Source organism: Nonomuraea guangzhouensis, assembly GCF_019396345.1.
In the GTDB taxonomy this organism is placed as follows: Bacteria; Actinomycetota; Actinomycetes; order Streptosporangiales; family Streptosporangiaceae; genus Nonomuraea; species Nonomuraea guangzhouensis.
Map to the genome: position 1 here is coordinate 61,386 of NZ_JAHKRM010000049.1, position 21,134 is coordinate 82,519.

General features: G+C 70.3%; 23 protein-coding genes and 1 pseudogene. 14 read left to right on the plus strand and 10 right to left on the minus strand.

The genetic code is table 11. The features are described from left to right. The first annotated feature begins 14 nt into the window (after positions 1-14). From ngcE to KME78_RS57780, 4 genes are read left to right on the plus strand one after another with little or no spacing between them, the layout of a single operon-like run. Positions 15-1,427, plus strand: a complete 1,413-nt coding sequence (gene ngcE, locus KME78_RS57765; RefSeq protein ID WP_219538635.1) for an N-acetylglucosamine/diacetylchitobiose ABC transporter substrate-binding protein — start codon at positions 15-17, stop codon at positions 1,425-1,427. Then, complete coding sequence (locus KME78_RS57770) at positions 1,427-2,341, plus strand: carbohydrate ABC transporter permease (protein ID WP_219538636.1); 915 nt, start codon at positions 1,427-1,429, stop codon at positions 2,339-2,341. The genes ngcE and KME78_RS57770 overlap by 1 nt, the downstream gene beginning before the upstream one ends. Beyond that, positions 2,341-3,246 carry a carbohydrate ABC transporter permease gene (locus tag KME78_RS57775; protein ID WP_219538637.1) on the plus strand — a complete coding sequence of 302 codons (906 nt, stop codon included), beginning with the start codon at positions 2,341-2,343 and terminating at the stop codon, positions 3,244-3,246. The genes KME78_RS57770 and KME78_RS57775 overlap by 1 nt, the downstream gene beginning before the upstream one ends. 43 nt (positions 3,247-3,289) lie before the next feature. Continuing rightward, positions 3,290-4,135 carry a phosphotransferase gene (locus KME78_RS57780; protein WP_219538638.1) on the plus strand — a complete coding sequence of 282 codons (846 nt, stop codon included), beginning with the start codon at positions 3,290-3,292 and terminating at the stop codon, positions 4,133-4,135. Here the strand turns inward: KME78_RS57780 and metE are convergent, their stop codons facing one another. Further along, positions 4,136-6,295 (minus strand): 5-methyltetrahydropteroyltriglutamate--homocysteine S-methyltransferase, encoded by a 2,160-nt coding sequence (gene metE / locus KME78_RS57785; protein ID WP_219538639.1) that lies wholly within the window; start codon positions 6,293-6,295, stop codon positions 4,136-4,138. An 88-nt stretch (positions 6,296-6,383) separates the two neighbouring features. Here metE and KME78_RS57790 point away from each other — a divergent pair, with 88 nt between their 5' ends. Next, on the plus strand, positions 6,384-7,223 hold the full coding sequence (locus KME78_RS57790) for a LysR family transcriptional regulator (protein ID WP_246654802.1): 840 nt from the start codon (positions 6,384-6,386) through the stop codon (positions 7,221-7,223). Here KME78_RS57790 and KME78_RS57795 read toward each other — a convergent pair. Both KME78_RS57795 and KME78_RS57800 read right to left on the minus strand, forming a co-directional pair. After that, a complete protein-coding gene (locus KME78_RS57795; protein WP_219538642.1) occupies positions 7,216-7,896 on the minus strand; it encodes a DNA alkylation repair protein in 681 nt (226 codons plus the stop codon). The genes KME78_RS57790 and KME78_RS57795 overlap by 8 nt on opposite strands. After that, a complete protein-coding gene (locus KME78_RS57800) occupies positions 7,893-8,573 on the minus strand; it encodes a TetR/AcrR family transcriptional regulator (RefSeq protein ID WP_372455128.1) in 681 nt (226 codons plus the stop codon). Before KME78_RS57800 ends, KME78_RS57795 begins: the two co-directional genes overlap by 4 nt. 89 nt (positions 8,574-8,662) lie before the next feature. Here KME78_RS57800 and KME78_RS57805 point away from each other — a divergent pair, with 89 nt between their 5' ends. From KME78_RS57805 to KME78_RS57815, 3 genes are read left to right on the plus strand one after another with little or no spacing between them, the layout of a single operon-like run. Then, positions 8,663-9,814, plus strand: coding sequence for an acetyl-CoA C-acetyltransferase (locus tag KME78_RS57805; RefSeq protein ID WP_219538644.1), 1,152 nt, complete (start codon positions 8,663-8,665; stop codon positions 9,812-9,814). A 52-nt stretch (positions 9,815-9,866) separates the two neighbouring features. After that, positions 9,867-11,345 (plus strand): glycoside hydrolase family 3 protein, encoded by a 1,479-nt coding sequence (locus KME78_RS57810; protein ID WP_219538645.1) that lies wholly within the window; start codon positions 9,867-9,869, stop codon positions 11,343-11,345. A gap of 4 nt (positions 11,346-11,349) precedes the next feature. Further along, positions 11,350-12,021 carry a pentapeptide repeat-containing protein gene (locus KME78_RS57815; protein WP_219538647.1) on the plus strand — a complete coding sequence of 224 codons (672 nt, stop codon included), beginning with the start codon at positions 11,350-11,352 and terminating at the stop codon, positions 12,019-12,021. On the opposite strand, the pseudogene KME78_RS57820 reads toward KME78_RS57815, so the two are convergent. The 4 genes and pseudogenes from KME78_RS57820 to KME78_RS57835 form a co-directional block, all read right to left on the minus strand. Beyond that, positions 12,008-13,048: pseudogene (locus KME78_RS57820) on the minus strand (NAD(P)H-dependent flavin oxidoreductase); the annotation flags it as partial. The gene KME78_RS57815 and the pseudogene KME78_RS57820 overlap by 14 nt on opposite strands. Before the next feature lie 40 nt (positions 13,049-13,088). Then, complete coding sequence (locus KME78_RS57825; RefSeq protein ID WP_219538650.1) at positions 13,089-13,811, minus strand: CoA-transferase subunit beta; 723 nt, start codon at positions 13,809-13,811, stop codon at positions 13,089-13,091. Further along, positions 13,798-14,571, minus strand: coding sequence for a CoA transferase subunit A (locus KME78_RS57830; RefSeq protein ID WP_219538669.1), 774 nt, complete (start codon positions 14,569-14,571; stop codon positions 13,798-13,800). The genes KME78_RS57825 and KME78_RS57830 overlap by 14 nt, the downstream gene beginning before the upstream one ends. Before the next feature lie 8 nt (positions 14,572-14,579). Next, entirely contained in the window at positions 14,580-15,317 is a 738-nt protein-coding gene (locus KME78_RS57835) for an enoyl-CoA hydratase family protein (protein ID WP_219538652.1), read from the minus strand. A 46-nt stretch (positions 15,318-15,363) separates the two neighbouring features. Between KME78_RS57835 and KME78_RS57840 the strand changes: the two genes are divergently transcribed. Both KME78_RS57840 and KME78_RS57845 read left to right on the plus strand, forming a co-directional pair. Continuing rightward, positions 15,364-16,134 (plus strand): SDR family oxidoreductase, encoded by a 771-nt coding sequence (locus KME78_RS57840; RefSeq protein WP_219538654.1) that lies wholly within the window; start codon positions 15,364-15,366, stop codon positions 16,132-16,134. Between the two features lie 30 nt (positions 16,135-16,164). Next, positions 16,165-17,082 (plus strand): SDR family oxidoreductase, encoded by a 918-nt coding sequence (locus KME78_RS57845; RefSeq protein WP_219538656.1) that lies wholly within the window; start codon positions 16,165-16,167, stop codon positions 17,080-17,082. A gap of 95 nt (positions 17,083-17,177) precedes the next feature. Here KME78_RS57845 and KME78_RS57850 read toward each other — a convergent pair whose 3' ends face one another. Beyond that, positions 17,178-17,702: an AAA family ATPase gene (locus KME78_RS57850; RefSeq protein WP_219538658.1), complete on the minus strand. Its 525-nt coding sequence runs from the start codon at positions 17,700-17,702 to the stop codon at positions 17,178-17,180. Positions 17,703-17,869: 167 nt separating this feature from the next. On the opposite strand from KME78_RS57850, the gene KME78_RS57855 reads away from it, so the two are divergent. Next, positions 17,870-18,331, plus strand: a complete 462-nt coding sequence (locus KME78_RS57855; RefSeq protein ID WP_219538659.1) for a hypothetical protein — start codon at positions 17,870-17,872, stop codon at positions 18,329-18,331. Positions 18,332-18,346: 15 nt separating this feature from the next. On the opposite strand, the gene KME78_RS57860 is transcribed toward KME78_RS57855, so the two are convergent. After that, positions 18,347-19,084, minus strand: a complete 738-nt coding sequence (locus KME78_RS57860) for an NIPSNAP family protein (protein WP_219538661.1) — start codon at positions 19,082-19,084, stop codon at positions 18,347-18,349. Between the two features lie 148 nt (positions 19,085-19,232). Here KME78_RS57860 and KME78_RS57865 point away from each other — a divergent pair, with 148 nt between their 5' ends. The 3 genes from KME78_RS57865 to KME78_RS57875 all read left to right on the plus strand — a co-directional run bounded on the left by KME78_RS57865 (position 19,233) and on the right by KME78_RS57875 (position 20,718). Beyond that, complete coding sequence (locus tag KME78_RS57865) at positions 19,233-19,490, plus strand: hypothetical protein (protein WP_219538662.1); 258 nt, start codon at positions 19,233-19,235, stop codon at positions 19,488-19,490. An 83-nt stretch (positions 19,491-19,573) separates the two neighbouring features. Then, on the plus strand, positions 19,574-19,822 hold the full coding sequence (locus tag KME78_RS57870) for a hypothetical protein (RefSeq protein WP_219538663.1): 249 nt from the start codon (positions 19,574-19,576) through the stop codon (positions 19,820-19,822). Between the two features lie 80 nt (positions 19,823-19,902). Beyond that, complete coding sequence (locus KME78_RS57875) at positions 19,903-20,718, plus strand: ATP-grasp domain-containing protein (RefSeq protein ID WP_219538664.1); 816 nt, start codon at positions 19,903-19,905, stop codon at positions 20,716-20,718. A gap of 36 nt (positions 20,719-20,754) precedes the next feature. On the opposite strand, the gene KME78_RS57880 is transcribed toward KME78_RS57875, so the two are convergent. After that, positions 20,755-21,134: transposase family protein (locus KME78_RS57880; RefSeq protein WP_504740179.1), on the minus strand; the 380-nt coding region annotated here is incomplete at its 5' end.

Below are 21,134 nucleotides of genomic sequence, written 5' to 3' on the forward strand. Positions count from 1 at the left end.
CAGGAGTAGGGAATATGCCGAACACCCCCCGTTTCACCAGGCGCGAGCTCCTCCGGAGCGCCGCTCTGGTCCCCGTGGCGGGCGCGCTCGCCGCGTGCGCGACCCCGGCCGCGAAGCCGTCGGCCTCGTCGTCCGCCGCCCCGGTCGCGACCAGCGCGGCCAACCCCTTCGGCGTGTCGGACAGCAAGCCGCTGGAAGTGTGGATCTTCGACGGCGGCTTCGGCCAGGACTACGCCAAGAACATCCACCAGCCGCTGTTCAAGTCGAAGTATCCCAAGGTGGAGATCAAGCACAACGCCACCAAGGAGATCACCAAGGTCCTCCAGCCGAGGTTCGCCGGCGGCAACCCGCCCGACGTGATCGACAACTCCGGCGCCAACGCCATGGACTTCGGCGCGCTCGCCCAGGACGGCCAGCTCCAGGACCTCACCCCGCTGCTCGACGCCCCGAGCTGGGACGACCCGGGCACCAAGGTCAGGGACACCATCGACCAGGCCGTCATCGACATCGGCACCTACGACGGCACGTTCAGCGTGCTCGGCTACGTGAACTACATCTTCGGCATCTGGTACTCGCAGAAGGCGTTCAAGGACAACGGCTGGGTGCCCCCGAAGACCTGGGACGAGTTCCTCAAGCTCAACGAGGCCATCAAAAAGTCCGGCAAGATGGCCCCCTTCACCTACGCCGGAAAATTCCCGCAATATCTGTACGAAGTGCTGCTCACCATGGCCGCGAAGATCGGCGGCGGCGAGGTCCTCGTCAACATCGACAACCTCGAGGACGGCGCCTGGACCACGGAGGCCATGAAGACCTCCGCCACGGCCTGGGCCGAGATCGGCGCCAAGTACCTCATGGAGGGCACCGCCGGCCTCGACCACGTGCAGACCCAGACCGCCCAGAACAAGTACAAGGTCGCCATGCTGCCCTCCGGCTCCTGGCTGGAGAACGAGCAGAAGACCACGACCCCGCCCGACTTCGAGTACGGCATGTTCCCCGTCCCCGACTTCACCAGCTCCGACAAGATGCCCTACGGCACGCTCCACAGCCAGCCGAGCGAGAACTTCATCGTCCCCGCCAAGGGCGCCAACCCGCAGGGCGGCATGGAGTACCTGCGGGCCATGCTGTCGAAGAAGGCGTCGGGCGACTTCAGCGAGATGGTCAAGACCGTCTCGACGGTCAAGGGCGCGGGCGAGGGCCGGCAGCTGTCGCCGGGCGCCGCGAGCGCGACCAAGGCCTACACCGCCGCCGGGACGAACATCGTCTACTACCGCTGGCAGACCTGGTACGCCCAGCTCAAGGACGAGGCCATCGCCGCCACCGGCCAGCTCATGACCGGCGGCCTCACGCCCGACAAGTACCTGGAGCGCCTGCAGAAGAAGGCCGACGAGATCAAGAAGGACTCCTCGATCAAGAAGTACAAGCGCTGATGCTGTTCAACAGGTATCGCCGAGGGCTGTTCATCACCGCGTTCCTGGCAGCCCCGGTGGCCCTCTACCTGGTCTACGTGATCTCGCCGTACATCCAGGCGTTCTACATCGCGATGACGGACTGGCGCGGCGTCACGGCCACGCCGGCCTTCATCGGGCTGGAGAACTTCGGCCGTCTGATGGGAGACGAGACCTTCTGGAAGGCGGTCACGCACAACGCCGGGCTGCTCGTCCTGCTGCCCCTGGTCACGATCGTCATCGCGCTGTTCTTCGCCTTCCTCCTCAACGTGGGCGGCGGCGGGCGGGCCGTGGGCGGGATCAGGGGCTCCAAGTTCTACCGGGTGGTGTTCTTCTTCCCGCAGGTGCTGGCCGTCGCGGTGGTGGCGGTGCTGTTCCAGCAGGTGTTCCGGCCGGACGGCAGCGGCATGCTGAACGGGCCGCTGATGGCGCTGGGCGCCAAGCCGATCGGCTTCCTGTCGGATCCGGGCGTCGCGTTCTGGTCGGTGCTCGGCGTCATGGTCTGGCAGGCGGTCGGGTTCTACGTGGTGCTCTTCTCCGCCGGGCTCGCCTCCATCCCGAACGACATGTTCGAGGCGGCGCAGATCGACGGCGCCGGGCGGCTGAGCCTGTTCTTCCGCATCACGCTGCCGCTGCTCTGGGACACCGTCCAGGTGGCCTGGGTCTATCTCGGCATCCTGGCACTCGACGTGTTCGCGATCGTGTGGGTGATGACCGACCAGCACGGTGGCCCCGACTGGTCGACCACGGTCATGGCGGCCGAGATCTACCGCAACGCCTTCCAATACTTCCGCTTCGGATACGCCTCGGCCCTGGGCGTCGTGATGTTCTTCTTCACCGTCGGGTTCGCGATCCTTTCGCTGCGCTTCACGCGGCGTGAACGAATCGAGTACTGATGCCCTGGACCATAGCGACCTCGCGCAAGCTGGCCCGCCAGGAGAGCCGCAGGCGGCTCGGGCCGCTGGCGGTCCTGTCGCACGTCGCGCTGCTGCTGTGGACCGTGCTCACGGTGGTGCCGATCCTGTGGACGTTCCTGGCGTCGGTCAAGAGCGAGGACGAGATCTTCGGCGACGCCTGGTCGCTGCCGTCCACCCTGCACTGGGACAACTTCGCCAGGGCCTGGGAGCAGGCGCACATCGGCCAGTACATGCTCAACAGCCTCATCGTGGTCGTTTTCAGCGTGTTCGGCACCATGCTGCTCGGCTCGATGGCCGCGTACGTGCTGGCGCGCTACCCCTTTCGCGGCAACCGGGCCGTCTACCTGCTGTTCGTGTCGGGCCTGGCCTTCCCGGTCTACCTGGCGCTGACGCCGCTGTTCTTCGTCGTGCAGAGCATGGGCAACGTCCCGCTGATCGGCCCGTTCATCGGCCTGAACACGCACGCGGGTCTCGTGCTGGTCTACATCGCCTACTCGATGCCGTTCACCGTGTTCTTCCTGGCGGCCTTCTTCCGTACGCTGCCCACGGCGGTCGGGGAGGCCGCCATGGTCGACGGCGCCTCGCACACCCGCGTCTTCTTCCAGATCATGCTGCCCATGGCCAGGCCGGGTCTGGTGAGCATCACGATCTTCAACATCCTCGGCCAGTGGAACCAGTACCAGCTTCCCCTGGTGCTGCTGCAGGAGCGCGACAAGTGGGTGCTCACGCAGGGCATCGCCGACATCTCGACGGCCGCGGGCTACGACCAGGACTGGTCGGCCCTGTTCGCCGCGCTGACGCTGGCGATCCTGCCCATGCTGGTCATCTACACGGTCTTCCAGCGCCAGATCCAGTCGGGGCTGACCGCGGGAGCGCTGAAGTGAATATCCCTCGCGCTCCGGTCGCCGCGGTTCTAGGCTGCGGGGTGTGATCGGCGACATACGCGCGTTGCTGGCCCGCCACCTCCCCGACGTCGAGGTGCGCTCCGTCACCGAGTCCGGGCATGGCCTGGACAACGAGGTGTACGAGGTCAACGAGGAGTTGATCGTCCGGGGCAGTCGGGCCGCCGATCCGGTGGCCACGCGGCGCGAGGTCGATCTCCTGGCCGCGGTCCGCGACCTGGCCACCGTGGCGGTGCCCGAGGTGGTCTTCGCCGACTACGAGCAGGGCGTGATCGCCTACCGCAAGCTGCCGGGCGAGCCGCTCAACCTGCACCCGGTGCCGGACCCCGAGCGGCTGGCCGCCCCGCTGGGCCGGCTGCTCAGCGCCCTGCACGGTGCTGATCCGGGGGAGCTGCGCGAGCTGGCGCCGCTCGACCGCTACCCGGCGCCCACCCTGCTGGTGGACGCCGGGCTCGACTACCGCGACGTCGAGCGGCACGTGCCCTACGAACAGCGGCCGCTGGTGGAGAAGTTCTTACGCGGCACACCGCCCGACGAGCCGCGCTCCATGCGCTTCTGCCACAACGACCTGGGCGCCGAGCATCTCCTGGTCGAGGCCGCGACGAGCACGGTGACGGGCCTCATCGACTGGACCGACGCCGCCGTCACCGACCCGGCGCACGACTTCGCGCTCATCTTCCGCGACCTGGGTCCCGCGGTCTTCGAACAGACCGTCGCACACTACGACCTCGACTTCGACGAGACGGACCGGGCCAGGGTCCTGTTCTACGCCAGGTGCGCGCTCATCGAGGACCTCGCGTACGGACTGAGCACCGGCCCGCGCCACTACGCCGACGCCGCCCTGGCCCACCTCGCCTGGACCTTCGGCTGATCACATGGCGCCGAGCTCGTCACGCAGGCGCCTGGTCGCGCCGACCACGTTCGCCAGCGCCGCCTCCACCTGCTCGTAGGTACGGGTCTTCAGCCCGCAGTCCGGGTTCACCCAGACCCGCCCGGCGGGCAGCACCTTCAGCGTCTCGCGCAGCAGCTCCTCCACCTCGGCCTCGCTCGGCACCCGCGGCGAGTGGATGTCGTAGACACCGGGCCCGAGCCCACGCCCGAAGGAGCCCACCGCCCCCAGGATCCGGGCCCCGGAACGGGCCGACTCGATCGTGGTGACGTCGGCGTCCAGGCCGTCGATCGCCGCGAGGATCTGGTCGGCGTCCGAATAGCACAGGTGCGTGTGGATCTGGATGCGGTCACTCGCGCCCGAGGTGGCCCTCCGGTACGCGGCCACGGCCCACTCCAGGTAGTCGGCCTGCGAGGCCCGCCTGAGCGGCAGCAGCTCGCGCAGCGCGGGCTCGTCCACCTGGATGATCGACACGCCCGCCGCCTCCAGGTCGCGTACCTCGTCCCTGACCGCGTCGGCCACCTGGAACACGACGTCGCGCAGCGGCAGGTCGTCACGGACGAACGACCAGGCGACGATCGTGACCGGCCCGGTGAGCATGCCCTTGACCGGCTTGTCCGTCAGCGACTGCGCGTGGCGGGCCCACCGCACGGTGATCGGCGCGGGCCGCCCGACGTCGCCGTGCAGGATCGGCGGCCTGGTGCAGCGCGAGCCGTACGACTGGACCCAGCCGTTGGCGGTGACCGCGAAGCCGTCGAGGTGCTCGGCGAAGTACTGGACCATGTCGTTGCGCTCGGGCTCGCCGTGCACGAGGACGTCGAGCCCGAGCCGCTCCTGCAGCCGGATGACCCGCTCGATCTCCGCCTCGACCCGCCGGTCGTAGCCGGCCTCCTCCAGCGTGCCCGCCACCACGGCCGCGCGGGCCGCGCGCAGCTCGCCGGTCTGCGGGAACGACCCGATCGTGGTGATCGGCAGCGCGGGCAGCCGCAGGTGCGCGGCCTGCGCCGCGGCGCGCTCCACGTACGGCCCGCGCCCCTCGAACACGACCGGGTCCGCCAGCGCCACCGACGCCGCCGGGGCCTCGGCGCCCTGGAAGTCGGCGTGCGCCAGCTCGACCACCTCGGCCACCTTCTGCTCGGCGAAGGCCAGCCGTGCCCGCAGCGCCGGGTCGAGCCCGTCTTCCCCCGCCACGTCGTACGGCACGTGCAGGAGCGAGCACGACGTGCTGACCACCACGTCCGCCGCGTGCTCCCGCACCGCCCGCAGCAGGCTCAGCGCCCGCCCCGGAGCGGTACGCCACACGTCCCGCCCGGACACCACGCCCGCCACCACGGTCTTGCCCGCCAGCGCCGCGAGCCGGTCCAGGCCGCCGCGCACCAGGTCCACCCCGATGGCCTCCACCGGCGTCGCGGCCAGGACGGGCAGCGCCTCGCCCAGATCGCCGAAGTAGGAGGCGACGAACAGCCCGGGACGCGAAGGAGCGGACCCGAGCCGCTCATAGGCGGCCGTGACGGCGGCCAGCTCCTCGGGAGACCGGTCGGCGACCAGCGCGGGCTCGTCGAGCTGCACCCACTCCACGCCCTCGGCCGCGAGGATCGCCAGCAGCTCCTCGTAGCAGCCCAGCACCTCTTCCAGCCGCTCCAGCGCGCCGGCCAGCAGCAGGAACGTCACCGGACCTATCACCACGGGCCGCGTCTCGAAGCCCAGCTCCCGAGCCTGCCGCAGCTCGGCGAGCGGCTTGGCGGCGTCGAGCTCGAACACGGTCTCGGCGTCGATCTCCGGCACGATGTAGTGGTAGTTCGTGTCGAACCACTTCGTCATCCGCAGCGGCGCCAGCCCGGCGGTGCCCCTGGCCATCGCGAAATAGGGGTCCTCGGCGTCCAGGTAGCGCCGGGGCACCGCGCCGAGCAGCACGGCCGTGTCCAGCACCTGGTCGTAGAGCGAGAAGGTGTTGGACGGCAGCCCGGCCAGGCCCAGCTCGGCGAGCCGCCGCCAGGTCCGCTCCCGGAGCTCGGCGCCCGTCTCCTCCAGCTCCGCGCGGGTCGAGCGGCCGTCCCAGTACGACTCCAGCGCCCGCTTCAGCTCCCTTCGCGGGCCGATCCGCGGATATCCGAGCACGGTGGACCGGGGAAATGACGACATCAGGTTGCTCCCTGCGTAAACGACGTGATCGAACGCGGAGAATCCACCACACCCGCCACCGCTGGTGCATCCTGTATTCGTGCTGCTTATGCTCAAGGAGGTCCAGTGCTTCGCCCGCGTGGCCGCCCGGCTCAGCTTCTCGGTGGCCGCCGCGGACCTGGGCATGTCCCAGCCCGCCATGAGCCAGGCCATCACCAGGTTGGAGCGCGCCACCGGGACCAGGCTGTTCGACCGGACCGCCCGCGCGGTGCGGCTCACCGCCGCGGGCAAGGCGCTGCTTCCGCACGCCGACGAGCTGCTGGCCGCCGCCACCGCGTTCGCGGCCGAGGCGGCCCGGCTGGCTCGGCCGACCATTCACCTCGCTTATCCACCGCTCGTCGGCGCGCTGGCGGCCAGGGTCGCCCGGCGGTTGGCGGGCCGTACTCCGGCCATCGGCGTGGAGCTCACGGTCGCCGGACGCGGGGTGGCGTCCGACGCGCTGGATCGGGGGGAGGTGTCGGCGGCGATCCTCACCACCCCCGCCCCGGCGCGGTTCGTCACCGCCGCCAGGTTCCACGTCTCCGTGGACCAGCTCGCGGTGCCGCTCGGGCACGCGCTGGAGCCGAGGGCCACGATCGCGCCCGATGATCTCGCCGGGCAGGTGCTGCTCACGCCGGGCAGCCGGGCGTGGGCCGGGCTGCCGGGGCGCTCGCGCATGGTGGCCGACGACGACTTCGCCGCCGCGCTCGACCTCGTCGCGGCGGGGACCGGGGTGCTGCCGATCCCGCAGCTGCTGGCCAGGACGATCCGCCGCGACGATCTGCGGTTCGTCCCGCTCGACGCGGGTGACCTGCGCATCACGTACGCGCTGGCGTGGGCGAGGGAGCGCGTCACGCCGGAGCTGATGGCCCTGGTGCAGGCCGTACAGGACGCTCTGTGGACTAGGTAGCCGGTAAGTTGCGCAGGGCCTCGCGGCGACTCAGACCCGAGATGCCCTTCGCGCGCACATAGCGGATGACCTCGGCCGGGTTGGTCTTGGCGTATTCGCGTAGCGCCCAGCCGATCGCCTTGCGGGCGAAGAAGTCGTTGTCCGACAGGCTCGGCTCGATGCAGGCGTAGAGCAGCGCCGTGTCGGTGCGGGCCTTGAACCTGTTCTGGCACAGGATCGCGGTGCGGCGCTTCCACAGGTCGCCGTCGCGCGCCCAGTCCAGCATGAGCGGGCGCATCGAGTCGGGGAACGCGGTGAGCAGGCCGCCGATCCGGTGCGTGGCCAGCTCGTCGACCAGGTCCCACCAGGCGCCGCTGACGATCATCTCCTCGTACATCGGCACCGTGTAGAGCGTCTGGAACTCCCGATAGAGGTGATAGCCGGTCAGCTCGATCGCCGCATAGCGCTCCTCGCGGTATTCGGCCGCACGCCACAGGCCGAGCACCGCCCGGCGCCACTCGGGCGCCGTGTCTATGCGGTGCGCCGCGAACACCCGCCGCAGCGCGGCCCGTCGCCGCACCGCCTGGACGCCGAGGAACGGCATGTCGGACTTCATGTACGCACGCATCGTGGCGGCTTTCGCGGGCTCCGCCGCCTCACGCAGTGCCGTTCGCACCGCCGTACCAAGGCTCATGCCTGCTGGCTGGTCCGCTCACCCGTGGCCAGGCCGTCGAAGAGCACGGTGATGTAGTGCTCGGCCAGGCCGGTCGTGTTGAGCCGGCCGCCGGGGCGGAACCAGCGCACCGCCACCCAGATCGTGTCGCGGATCATCCGGTAGGTGAGCTTCGGGTCGACGTCGGCGCGGAACTGCCCGGCCGCCTGGCCGGCCTTGATCTGGGCGACCCAGATCTGCTCGACCTCGTCCTCGGCCTTGACCAGGTAGTTGAACCGCTCGAACTGCCGCAGATAGTTCCAGTCGTTCTGCATCACGGTGATCGCGGCGCGGTGCGGCTCCAGCGTGCCGAAACCGATGCGCACCATCTCCGACAGGGTCGAGCGCGGGTCCGCGCCCGAGCCGATCGCCGTGCGGTAGCGGGCGACCAGGTCGTCGAGGAAGGTGGAGAGCACCTCGTCGACGATCGTCTCCTTGGAGTCGAAATGATGATAGAGACTTCCCGAGAGGATGCCCGCCTCATCGGCGATCTCGCGTACGGTCGTGGCCTGGAAGCCCTTGCGGGCGAAGAGTTCCGCGGCGAGCTTGACGAGGTGGTCACGGCGCTCCGACGCCGGTCCCGACGAGGTCGCGCGCTGACGCTTCGCCGGGGCGGTCGTGCTCTGCCCGGAGTTCTTTCGCGTTGTCACGCCTCCCATTATGAGCCCTCAGACAATCGCTTGTTCACCGAACCCGCCCAGCTCACCCGGCGTTCCGCATGCGACCAAGCGCTTGCTACGATGCGGGGGTGAACGAGGCATACATCGTCGGCGCGGTCAGGACCCCGGTCGGGCGCAAGAACGGCGGCCTCGCCCGGGCCCACCCCGCCGACCTCGGCGCGCACGTGCTCGAAGAGCTGATGACCCGCACGGGCGCCGATCCGGCGGCTGTTGCGGACGTCATATTCGGCTGCGTCGACACCATCGGACCGCAGGCCGGCGACATCGCCCGCACCTGCTGGCTGGCCGCCGGGCTGCCGGAGGAGGTGCCCGGCGTCACGATCGACCGCCAGTGCGGCTCCTCGCAGCAGGCGCTGCACTTCGCCGCCCAGGCCGTGCTCTCCGGCACGAGCGACCTCGTGGTGGCCGGCGGCGTACAGAACATGAGCATGATCCCCATCTCCTCGGCCATGCTCGCCGGGCGCCCCCTGGGCCACGACACCCCCTTCGGCGGCTCCAAGGGCTGGCTCTCCCGGTACGGCACGCAGGAGGTCTCCCAGTTCACCGGAGCCGAACAGATCGCCGCCAAGTGGGACATCTCCCGGCAGGACATGGAGGCGTTCGCCTACGAATCGCACCGGCGGGCCATCGCCGCCATCGACGACGGCCGCTTCGCGGACCAGCTCACCCCCTACGAAGGCGTCACCACCGACGAGGGGCCGCGCCGCGACACCACTCCGGCCAAGATGGCCGGGCTCAAGCCCCTGGTCGAGGACGGGCGCCTCACCGCGGCCCTGGCCTCGCAGATCTCCGACGGCGCCGCCGCCCTGCTCATCGCGTCGCCGCGGGCCGTACAAGATCATGGGCTCCGCCCGCGCGCCCGCGTGCACCACCTGTCGGTACGCGGCGGCGACCCGATCATGATGCTCTCGGCGCCGATCCCCGCCACGGAGCACGCGCTGCGCAAGGCCGGGATGGCGATCGGCGACATCGACGTCGTGGAGATCAACGAGGCGTTCGCCTCGGTCGTGCTCGCCTGGCTGAAGGAGAGCGGCGCCGACCCCGCCAGGGTCAACCCGAACGGCGGCGCGATCGCGCTCGGTCACCCGCTCGGCGCGACCGGCGCGGTCCTGGCCGTGAAGCTGCTGCACGAACTGGAGCGGACCGGCGGCAGGTACGGCCTGCAGACGATGTGCGAAGGAGGTGGCCAGGCGAACGTCACCATCATCGAGCGCCTATGACGTCCGAAAATACCTCTAGCAAATAGGAAACTTTCCTATTAGATTTCGGATCATGCTCAAGAGTGGTGACCTGCTGTGCCTTGCCGACGCCGTACTCCTGCCCGGGTTCGAGGGGCGGACCCCGCCCGACTGGGTCCGCCGCCGGCTGGGGGAGGGGCTGGCCGGGGTGGTGCTGTTCACCCGCAACATCACGGGACCGGCCCAGGTCGCCGAGCTGACCGCCGCCCTGCGCGCGGAGAACCCGGCCGTGCTGGTCGGCATCGACGAGGAGTCGGGCGAGGTGACCAGGCTGGAGGTCGCCACCGGCAGCAGCCGGCCCGGCGCCCACGCGCTCGGTGTCGTCGACGACGTGACGCTGACCGAGGCCCTGGCCAGGGATCTCGGCGGGGAGCTGGCCGCCGCGGGCATCACGATCGACTTCGCCCCCTCGGCCGACGTGAACTCCAACCCCGACAACCCCGTCATCGGCCTGCGCTCCTTCGGCGCCGACGCCGCCCTGGTCTCCCGGCACACCCGGGCGTTCGTCCGCGGCCTGCAGTCCGCCGGGGTGGCCGCCTGCGCCAAGCACTTCCCCGGCCACGGTGACACCTCGATGGACTCCCACCACGGCCTGCCCGTGGTCGCCACCGACGGGATCGAATCCGCGCTGACTCCGTTCCGCGCCGCGATCAGGGAAGGCGTCAAGGCCGTCATGACGGGCCACCTGCTGGTGCCCGCGTACGACGCCGTCCTGCCCGCCACGCTCAGCCCCAAGGTCCTCACCGGGCTGCTCCGCGAGGAGCTGGGTTTCGACGGCCTGATCGTCACCGATGGCATCGAGATGACCGCCGTCTCCGGGGCGTACGGCATCGGTGGCGCCGCCGCGCGGGCGATCGCCGCCGGGGCCGACGCGATCTGCGTCGGCGGCGAGCACGCCGACGAGGCGACCGCCGTCGAGGTGCGCGACGCGATCGCCGAGGCCGTACGCACCGGGCTGCTGCCGGAGGAACGCCTGGCCGACGCCGCGCGCCGGGTCGGCGAGCTGGCCGCCTGGACCGCGTCCGCCGGCGCCCCGGTGCCCGAGGACGGCTACCTCGGCCTCACCGCGGCCCGCCGCGCGATCAGGGTGACCCGCCGCACGAACGCCCCCGTCCTGCCGCTGACCGCCGCGCCCCACGTGGTGGAGCTGACCCCCGAGATGAACCTGGCCATCGACAAGAACACCCCGTGGGGGGTCGGCGAGCCGCTGGCCGAACTGCTGCCCGGCACCGCCGTCACCCGGCTGGCGGCCGGCGAGGCGACCGGGGCCGTGATCGAGCGGCTCATCGCCGGCGCCGACGGACGCCCCCTCGTCGTCGTGGTCCGCGACGCGCACCGCCACCCCTGGCAGAGCGAGGCGCTACGGCACCTGCTCAGCGCCCGCCCCGACACCGTGGTGGTCGAGATGGGCCTGCCCGCCCGCTCCGACCTGGGCGCCGTACACATCGCCACGTACGGCTCGGCCAGGGTCTGCGGCCAGGCCGCCGCCGAAGTGATCACCGGTACCCTTTGACACCGTGAACTTCGAAGACGAGGACCTCTCCTACAGCACGCTGACCGACCGGCTCGCCCCGGACGAGACCCACGTCTTCCGCAACTGCGACCTGACCGAGGCCGATCTCCGGCGGGCGCCGCTGGCCGACGCCCGCTTCGAGTCGTGCGTGCTGGACCAGGCCGACTTCCGCCGGGCCGACCTCGACAGCGCGGTGTTCTCGGGCGGCGGCGGGATGCGGATCAGGTTCAACGACGCCGAGCTCATCGACGTGGCGTTCACCGACGTCGACCTGTCCTCCGCGCAGTTCGGCGGGGCGCTGGTGACCGACGTGACCTTCACCGGGTGCCGCATGATCGGCGCCTCGCTCACCGGGGCGCGGGGCACCGGTTTCAAGGTCACCCGGTCCAACCTGACCATGGCCAACCTCGGCGGCTGCTCGCTGCGCGGAGAGTTCATCGAGGGGGTCCGCTTCGACGACGCCGACCTGTCGGGCTGCGACTTCACCGAGGCGACGTTCAGCGACTGCCGGTTGCGCGGCAGCAAGCTGCTCAAGACCGTGTTCGTCAAGGCCGACCTGCGCGGCGCCGACCTGGGCGAGCCCGACGACGCCAAGCTGCGCGCCTACGCGGGGGCGACGATCAACCAGGCCCAGGCGGCCGCCATCCTGGCCGCCCGCGGCATCACGGTGCTCTGAGCGCTTCCAGTACGGCCGCCGCCTCCGACATGACGCGGTCGATCAGCTCCTGACAGGACGGCAGGTCGTCGAGCACCCCGACCACCTGCCCGGAGGCCATCACCCCCAGGTCGGCCCGTCCCTCGACCATGGCGGCCCGCAGCAGCACCGGCGTGTTGGCCGCCTGCAGCACCTGCGCCCAGGTCAGGTCGCGGCCGTGCCGCATCCGGCGCCCCTCGCGGAGCATCTGGGCCCACGTCAGCCCCGACAGCCGCTTGAACCTGGCGCCGTTGACCACGGCCCTGAGCAGCCGCGAACGCTCCAGCGACTCCACGAACGGCGTCCTGAGCACCCGGTGCGGCACCCCGTCGACCTTGGTGGTGACCAGCGTGTCGGCCGTCGCCAGGTAGACCTTCTTCACCTCGTCCGGCACCGGCGAGTCGCTCGTCAGCAGGAACCGGGTGCCCATCGCGATGCCGCACGCCCCGTACGCCAGCGCCGCCACCAGCCCACGCCCGTCGAAGAACCCGCCCGCGGCGATCACCGGGATGTCCACCGCGTCCACCACCTGGGGGAGCAGCAGTGTCGTCGCGACCGGCCCGGTGTGCCCGCCGCCCTCGCCGCCCTGCACGATCACCGCGTCCACGCCCCAGGCGGCGACCTTCTCCGCGTGCCGGCGCGCGCCCACCGAGGGGATCGTGACCACGCCCGCGTCCTTCAACCGGTCGATCAGCTCCCGCCGCGGCGCCAGCGCGAACGACGCCACCCGCACGCCCGCACGGATCATCACCTCGACCCGTTCGGCCGCGTCGTCGGCGTCGGAGCGGATGTTGACCCCGAAGGGGGCGTCCGTGCGTTCGCGCACGCTGTCGATCGCCTCGGCCATCTCGCCGACGGACATCGTCGCGGCCGCGATGATCCCGAGCCCGCCCGCCTCGGACGTGGCCGCCGCGAGCCGCGCGCCCGCGACGTACCCCATCCCGGTCTGCACGATCGGATACCGGCACCCCACCAGGTCCGTCAGCGCGGTCCTCATAGTGGGATCTCCGGGCCGCTCCGCGCGGTCCCGCCGCCGCTCAGCGCCGCCCTCACGCCGCCACCTCGCGCTCGCGGGACCCGCGCGGGTCGAGCACCTCCTTCAGCAGCCGGCTCTCCTCGGCGGTCGGCTCCCGCGTCTCGGGTACGTCCTCGGGGACCACCAGCTCGAACCCGGTCGCCGCGACCACCTCCGCGACGCTCACCCCCGGATGCACCGAGGCCAGCCGCATCGACCCGTCCGGCGTACGGAAGTCGAGCACGGCCAGGTTCGTCACCACCCGCCGCAGGTCGTACGCCCCTCTGTCGGTGCCGAGACCGCTGACCACGTCCACCTGAGGCACGAACACCTTGGGGGAGTGCCGGGGGATCCAGTAGCTCGTCGGACCGCAGCGCGTGTTGCCCGGCGCGCCGCGCACCCCGAGCAACTGCGCCTTGGGCCGCGCCCAGTCGCCGATGCAGGAGATGTTCGAGTTGCCGAAGCGGTCGATCTGGCTCGCGCCGAGCATCACGTGCCGCCGGCCGTTCAGCACCAGCCACAGGTGATCGCGGAACGGCAGCCAGCCCTCCACCACCTCGGGCCGCTCGCCCAGCGCGGGCACGTCGCCCGTCAGCAGGCAGACGCCGTCATGCGTGAGCAGGTCCGGCTCGAACGTCAGCCGGGCCAGCCGGGCCGCCAGCACGGTCACCGCCCCGCCGATCCCGGCCGCGAGGATCTCCCCGTCGCCCCTGAACGCCTCCGCGCAGGCGACCACGCACACGTCAGCCCTGCTCATGGAACTCCTCCCACGGCGTGTCCACGTACCGCCGCTGCTCCCGCTCGTCGCGGCCGTAGTCGGGTTCGCAGGCGGTGAAGCCCGCGCCGCCCGGCGCCTCGACCACGCCGGTCACCATCGACCGGCTGATCAGCAGCGACTGCACCGGTCCCTCCTTCAGCAGGTCGGCGGTGTCCACCAGCCGTTCGCACGACACGTAACAACGGGCCGCCGCCTTGGCGTAGAGGTCGTCGAAGTACGGGTCGGGGCCCAGATACTGCGCGTTGCCGCGCCGGTCGGCCCGGTTGAGGTGCACCAGCGCGACGTCCATGGTCAGCGCGGGCACCGCGACCAGCTCCTCCCCGTCCTCGTACGGCGAGCGGACCGTGCGCAGGCCCGGGTTGACCCGCATGACGTCGGAGCCGAGCCCGGCCCGCGTCGGCAGGAACGGCAGCCGGTGCGCCGCCGCCAGCAGCCCGAACATGAACATGCCCTCGTCGTACTCGGTGAACTCGATCGTGCCGCCCTGCCTGGCCCGCCTGAAGTGCGGTTCGAGCGGGATGGAGTCCAGCGTGACGAACGGGGCGACGACCCTGCCTACCTTCCCGGCGGCGCAGAGCATGCCGACGTCCGGACCGCCGTAGGAGATGAGAGTGAGGTCCCGGACGTTCGAGCGCAGCAGGCCGCCGACCAGGGCCATCGGCTTGCGCCGCGATCCCCAGCCGCCGATGCCGACCGTCATGCCGCTCTCGATCCCGGCCACGACCTCCTCGACGGACATGACCTTGCTCACGAGCCCTCCACGAAGCGGTCCCGGTGCCTGTCGCCCGCGCCCATCAGGTTCAGCTCGAACGTGAAGCCCTGCTCGAAGCGGTAGGAGCGCTTCACGTCCACGGGGTCGATGCCGTTGAGCGACTCCTTGGCGCGGCGGATCACGTACGGGTCCTTGTCCGCGATCTGGCCCGCCACCTCCAGCGCCGCGTCCCGCAGCTTGTCGCGCGGCACCACCTCCAGCACCGAGCCGAACGCGTGCAGCTCGGCTGCCGTCACGTTCCGGCACGTGTAGACCATGGCGCGCATGAGGTGCTGGGGGACCAGCCGGGCCAGATGGGTGGCGGCGCCGAGCGCGCCCCGGTCCACCTCCGGCAGGCCGAAGTAGGCGTCCTCGCTGGCCAGCACGATGTCCGCGTTGCCCACCAGCCCGACCCCGCCGCCGACGCAGTGGCCGTGCACGGCGACGATCACCGGCACCGGGCAGTCATAGACAGCCGCGAACGCTGCAAAGCACCCTTTGTTTGCATTTATCAGGGCAGTGTGTCCCTCTGTGGCCTGCATCTCCTTGATGTCCACGCCGGCGTTGAAGCCCCGGCCCTCGGCTCGCAGCACGACGACCCTGGTCTTCTCGTCCTGCCCGGCGTCCGTCACGGCTTCGGCCAGCTCGTGCCAAGCCCGCGCCGGCAGCGCGTTCACCGGTGGGACGTCCACGACGACCTCGGCGATCGGGCCGTCCCGCAGCGTGATTCCCATCCCGCTCCCTGGTTGCACCTAACGCTTGCTTGGTACGGTAGCACCCGTGACGGTGACTTACGACTACACGGGCAAGGTCGTCCTGGTGACCGGTGGGACCAAGGGGATCGGCGCGGGCATCGCCACCGCCTTCGCCACCGCCGGAGCCGAAGTGATCGTCTGCGCCCGCCACGACCCCGTACCCCCGCCCCCGGTGTCGCCGCCGAGTCCCCCTCCCCCCTCGGCGGGCACCGGGGTGCGGTTCGTGCGGGCCGACGTGCGGGACACCGACGACCTGGAGCGGCTGTTCTCCGGGCTCGACCGGCTCGACGTGGTCGTCAACAACGCGGGCGGGTCGCCGTACGCGCCGTTGGAGGGCACGTCACCGCGCCTGCACACGCGCATCGTCGAGCTCAACCTGATCGCGCCGTTGCTCGTCGCGCAGCGCGCGTACCCGCTGCTCGCCGCCTCGGGCGGTTCCGTCGTGATGATCGGGAGCTCCAGCGGCGCGCGGCCGTCGCCGGGCACCTCGGCGTACGGTGCGGCCAAGGCGGGACTCCATCACCTGGCGAACTGCCTGGCCGCCGAGTGGGCCCCCGGCGTACGGGTCAACACGGTCATCGTCGGCCTGGCCGCCACCGAGGACTCCCTCGATCACTATGGCGGGAAGGACGTGGGGACCGCCGTCCCGGCCGGGCGGATGGCCACGCCCGCCGACGTGGCCTCGGTCTGCCTGTGGCTGGCCGCGCCCGGCTACGTGACCGGGGCGCAGGTACACGTGCATGGAGGCGGGGAGATCCCCGCCTGGCAGAACCTGGCTTCCGACGACATTTCCTGATATCTCTGCCTGATCTTCTGGGAGGTCCGTGTGGGAATCTGTGACGGCCGCGTCGTGATCGTGACCGGCGCCGGGCGCGGCATCGGGCGGGAGCACGCACTGGAGTTCGCCAGGCAGGGCGCCCGAGTGGTGGTCAACGACCTGGGCACCGGCCGAGACGGCGACGGCAGATCCGGCGGCCCCGCGCTGGCCGTGGCCGAGGAGATCCGTGCGCTCGGGGGCCAGGCGGTGGCCAGCGGCGACGACGTGGCCGACTGGAACGGCGCGGCCCGGCTGGTGAAGACCGCCGTCAGCGCGTACGGCGGGCTCGACGTGCTGGTGAACAACGCCGGGTTCGTTCGCGACCGGATGCTGGTCTCCATGGGCGAGGACGACTGGGACGAGGTGATCCGGGTCCATCTCAAGGGCCACTTCCTGCCGCTGCGGCACGCGGGCGCGTACTGGCGCGAACGAGCCAAGTCCGGCGCCCCCGCAGCGGCCCGCGTGATCAACACCTCGTCGGGCGCGGGCCTGCTCGGCAGCGTCGGCCAGGCCAACTACTCGGCCGCCAAGGCGGGCATCGCCGCACTGACCCAGGTGGCCGCCGCCGAACTGGGCCGGTACGGCGTGACGGTGAACGCCATCGCCCCCGCCGCCCGCACCCGCATGACCGAGGAGGTCTTCGCCGAGACGATGGCCGCACCCGAATCCGGCTTCGACCCGATGCACCCGGCGAACGTGTCACCGCTGGTGGTCTGGCTCGGCTCGGTGGCGTCGGAGGCGGTGACGGGGCGGGTGTTCGAGGTGGAGGGCGGAGTGATCTCGCTGGCCACCGGCTGGACCCACGGCCCACGCGCCGATCGCGGCGCCCGCTGGTCCCCTGCCGAAGTGGGCGACGCCGTCGCGAAACTCCTCGAAGAGGCCCCCGACCCACTACCCGCCTACGGTGCCCGGCCGTCTTCGGTCTGAGGCCCCTCTTCGGCGCTCGGCGGTTACGGCGTTTGGCCGTCTTCGCCGCTCGGCCGTCTACGGCATGAGGTCCGCTAGGCGTTCACTGGGGCTGTCTACCGTTTGAGCAGGTAGGCGCCCTCGGACAAGCGTGCACGGATCTTGGCGGCGGTCTGCTCAGCGGTCAGGCCGCCGGAGTCGAAGGCGTGCGGCTCCAGCTCACCCAGGTCGACGAACTGCTGGTACATCTGCAGCACCGGCTCAGGATCCGTGAGCGCGTCGAGCCCCCGCCCCGTGGCCCTGAGCAGCGTCGTCTCCCGGTCAGGCCGGAGCACCACATAGTGCAGCGGCGCGCGCCGTACCTCGGCGAAGGCGCCGACGAACCACGGCCCCACGACACCGTCCACCACCACGTGATAGCCACCGTCCGCGTACCCGAACGCCGCGCCCGCCAGCACACCCATGACGGTCTCGTTCTGACGCTGAGCCTCCGCCAGGTACGGCGCGATGCCGCCCCGCCGGATGCAGGCCCAGAAGTCATCCGTACGCAGATGCACGCTGGGCGTGACGGCATCGGCCAGCAGCCGGGCCACGGTCGACTTCCCCGCCCCCGGAGGCCCGGACACGATCACTACCTCCATGCCCACCCCATACCCGCCTGCCAGATCACCTCAAAAACCCATAACCGGAGCCGAAATCCAGACACGACCGCCGTTACGGACCGTGACGGCCGGGTGGGGGAGCGGTCCTCCGACATCATTGACCCGATACGTCTCCCACGGCGCGCTCCAATGAATCGTGGTGCTCAATGAAGCCTCTGGCCGTCGTCATGGCCTCCGTCGTTCTCGTCGCCGTGCTGGGTGTCATGGGGATCGGTCTGGGCGCCCTTTCGTTCTTCACCGCTCATGGCTGCGGCAGCGGCGAAGACCGGTTGGCCCAGTCCCTCGCGGCGCACGGCATCTTCGCCCAGCGCCCGTTCGGCGCCCGGCCACAGGGCGAGCGCACGGCGATCTGTGACGTGGATGACCGGATCGTGGATGTCGAGCAGGTCTATCGCCTTCGGGGCGCGGGGAACGACGTGTTCGACTTCTACCGCGAGGTCGCCGTGAGGGACGGGTGGAAGCCCTCGACCGAGGAGGCGGACGAGGGCGGGTTCTGTTTCACCAAAGCCATCGCCGACAAGGACGTCGATTTTTCGGTTTCGGTGGATAAGCCGGACATGTTCTATGTGCGCATGAGCTCCTCCATAGACGGTGGCGGCTGGTGCTGAACGCGAGTCGGCGTCTCAGCTGAGTGCTGACCGGGCCGTGGGGGCCAGGCGGAGGCGTTGCGGGGGAGCGGTCAGCCGGGACTCCAGCCCGGGCAGCGCCACCTCACGCTCTTCCGCGGGCCGGTCGAACCGGGCGAACCATATGAACACCTGCTCCCCTGTACGTACGGGCAGCGCGGGGAAGGTGTTCTCGGCGGTCTCGGTCTCGAAGCACGCTATCGGCGGCACCCCGGCCTCCTTGAGCACGGGGACGGCCTCCTGGGCGAAGAACTCGGCGAACCCGTCCCCGACGTGGTAGATCATCGCGACGTACAGCGACTCCGGCAGGGCAGTGGCACCGATGGGCGGTCGCGCCGTACCCGGAAAGGGATCGGCAGCGGGCTGGAGAGCGTAACCGGGCCCGGACCCGTGGGAACGGCCGGGCGCGGACCCGTGGGTGGGGTCGGTGGAGAGGACGGGCGCCGGGCGTAGCAGCAGCACGTTGTCGGAGTCGAGCATCGTCGCGTTGGCCGCGTCCCGGTTGGCCTTCCAGATGGGACCGCCGTAGAAGGCCGTGAGCGCCGCTCGCCGAGCCTCCATATCCGGAAATTTCCGCATCCACGGATACATGTTCGGATCGTCCAGATCCCGGAAGTGGCCGACCACCCCCATCCCGGCCGCCTCCTGCCCTTCGATGAACTCCCGCTCGAACAGCTCGATCAACGTGTCGCGCCGCCCGGGCAGCAGCGTGTAGTTCCGGAACTCATAAATCATGCGCGGATGCTACGAGCGGACAACTGACACCGACTGTCAGCAGAAATGGGCCAGAAGAATATTCTGATTACCTACAGCTACATAACTACTACGCTTCGTATATGATCGCTTTGGCTTTGATCCCACAACGTCAAAGAAAGTCACTGAAGTGATCAAGAAGTTGCGTGTCACCGGTGCCGTCATGGCGGCGGCCGCCGGCGTCACCCTGCCGGCCGCACCCGCCCAGGCGGACGGCTGGAGCGACAACTGGAGCGGCAACGTCTACTCGACCCAGTCCGGCAACAGCCTCGGCGACATCGCGGCGTTCAACGAGGGCGCCGGCAACGCGACCAACGTCAACAACATCAACGGCATAGCCACCACGGCGTCCAACGGCGGCACCACGGTGACGTACATCTTCTACTGACCCCGATCCCCCTTCCCCGCACACCGGTCGCCATCGTCCGACGGAGTCCCCAGTCCACGAGAACCCTCCGGAAGGAAGCCGAAATGATCAAGAAGCTCTGCACCACCGGAATCGTCGTCGCCGCGGGCACGGTCCTGATGGCCGCTCCCGCCCAGGCCGACACCGACAACCGCAGCTCCAACTCCGCATCCACCCAGTCGGGCAACATCTTCGGCAACCTCCAGGTCAGAAACGCCGGTAGCGGTTCCAGCACCAACGTCACCAACGTCAACGGCAACGCCGCCACGGCCACCGGCCGCAGCGGCGTAGGCGTGAGCACCACCACCGACTAGGGGCCGAAGCTGAGCACCGGGTCCGGATCCGCCGCCAAGATGACAAGTCGGGCCCGGAACGGCTGAACTAACATCTCGGCGTGTCTATCTGTGCGTATGCGACGTTTTACAACCCCGAAGACCATGACGATGAGCGCGACGGGGTTCTGGCCGCGTGGCGCGAGGCGGGCATCGAGGGCCGTGCCGAGCAATGGGACGATCCGACGGTCGACTGGAGCGCCTACGACGCGGTGGTGGTCCGGTCGGTCTGGGACTACCTCGACCGCCGCGCCGACTTCCTCGCCTGGGCCCGCCGGGTAGAGCGCGGGACCAAACTGCTCAACCCGGCCGCCGTGCTCGAATCCAACACCGACAAGACCTATCTCCGAGAGCTGGGTGTGCCCATCGTGCCGACCCACTGGTCTCCGGAGCGCCTGCCCTACTGGGAGGAGTATGTCGTCAAACCCGCCATCTCGGCGGGTGCCCGAGACACGATCAGGACCACCGACCGAGGCCGGGCCGAGGCGCACGCCGCCGCGCTGGCGGCAGCCGGACGCGTCCCCATGATCCAGCCCTACCTCGACATGGTCGAGTCGGAGGGCGAGACCTCGCTGCTCTATTTCAACCGCCGGTTCAGCCATGCGGTCCGGCGCACCCCCATGCTCACCCCGGGAAAGACGGGCGCGGACCAGGTTCTGGCGGATCCGCGCACACCGGCCCCGGACCAGGTCGAACTCGCTGAGAAGGTGCTTGCCGCCATCCCCCAGGCCCTTCTTTACGCCAGGATCGACCTGGTCCGGCTCCCCGACGGCAGCCCGGTGGTCATGGAGATCGAGCTCACGGAGCCGTACCTTTACCTGCGCTACGAACCCCGCGCGTTCGCGAACCTCGCCACCGCGCTGCGTGAGCTGCTCTGAGCTCCCCCAGGGACTAGACGAGTAGTTTCTATGTGATCAGTGATCGAAGGCGATCAGCGACCTGGCGATAGGCGCGCCGGTGGTGTGGTTGTGCCAGATGGCGGCGGCCATCGCCAGGATCCGCTGCGCGACGCGGACGGCGACGCCCTCGAAGGTCCGTCCGCCGTGCTGCTCGAGATCGAGCTGGCCTTTGAGGGTGTCGTTGACTGACTCGATCAGCTGACGTACCGACTTCAGCAGCGGCTCGCCCGGTCGGGACTTCTCCCGTTTGAAGCTGGGCCGCAGCAGCTGGACGCCGCGTGCAGCCATGCCGGCCTCGAACGTGCGGGAGGCGAATCCCTTGTCGGCGATCAGCAGCAGGCCGGGCCGGTTGGCTGCCAGCTGCGGTTCCCGGTCCAGCATCGCCGCCAGCACCT

Bases quoted from the DNA above. Each gene is read 5' to 3' on its own strand.
- KME78_RS57790 (WP_246654802.1), top strand. From the start codon at position 6,384: ATGCTCAAGGAGGTCCAGTGCTTCGCCCGCGTGGCCGCCCGGCTCAGC.
- KME78_RS57860 (WP_219538661.1), bottom strand. From the start codon at position 19,084: ATGATTTATGAGTTCCGGAACTACACGCTGCTGCCCGGGCGGCGCGAC.
- KME78_RS57835 (WP_219538652.1), bottom strand. From the start codon at position 15,317: ATGGGAATCACGCTGCGGGACGGCCCGATCGCCGAGGTCGTCGTGGAC.
- ngcE (WP_219538635.1), top strand. From the start codon at position 15: ATGCCGAACACCCCCCGTTTCACCAGGCGCGAGCTCCTCCGGAGCGCC.
- KME78_RS57825 (WP_219538650.1), bottom strand. From the start codon at position 13,811: ATGAGCAGGGCTGACGTGTGCGTGGTCGCCTGCGCGGAGGCGTTCAGG.
- KME78_RS57870 (WP_219538663.1), top strand. From the start codon at position 19,574: ATGATCAAGAAGCTCTGCACCACCGGAATCGTCGTCGCCGCGGGCACG.
- KME78_RS57770 (WP_219538636.1), top strand. From the start codon at position 1,427: ATGCTGTTCAACAGGTATCGCCGAGGGCTGTTCATCACCGCGTTCCTG.
- KME78_RS57850 (WP_219538658.1), bottom strand. From the start codon at position 17,702: ATGGAGGTAGTGATCGTGTCCGGGCCTCCGGGGGCGGGGAAGTCGACC.
- KME78_RS57775 (WP_219538637.1), top strand. From the start codon at position 2,341: ATGCCCTGGACCATAGCGACCTCGCGCAAGCTGGCCCGCCAGGAGAGC.
- KME78_RS57830 (WP_219538669.1), bottom strand. From the start codon at position 14,571: ATGTCCGTCGAGGAGGTCGTGGCCGGGATCGAGAGCGGCATGACGGTC.
- metE (WP_219538639.1), bottom strand. From the start codon at position 6,295: ATGTCGTCATTTCCCCGGTCCACCGTGCTCGGATATCCGCGGATCGGC.
- KME78_RS57795 (WP_219538642.1), bottom strand. From the start codon at position 7,896: ATGAGCCTTGGTACGGCGGTGCGAACGGCACTGCGTGAGGCGGCGGAG.
- KME78_RS57810 (WP_219538645.1), top strand. From the start codon at position 9,867: ATGCTCAAGAGTGGTGACCTGCTGTGCCTTGCCGACGCCGTACTCCTG.
- KME78_RS57800 (WP_372455128.1), bottom strand. From the start codon at position 8,573: ATGGGAGGCGTGACAACGCGAAAGAACTCCGGGCAGAGCACGACCGCC.
- KME78_RS57855 (WP_219538659.1), top strand. From the start codon at position 17,870: ATGAAGCCTCTGGCCGTCGTCATGGCCTCCGTCGTTCTCGTCGCCGTG.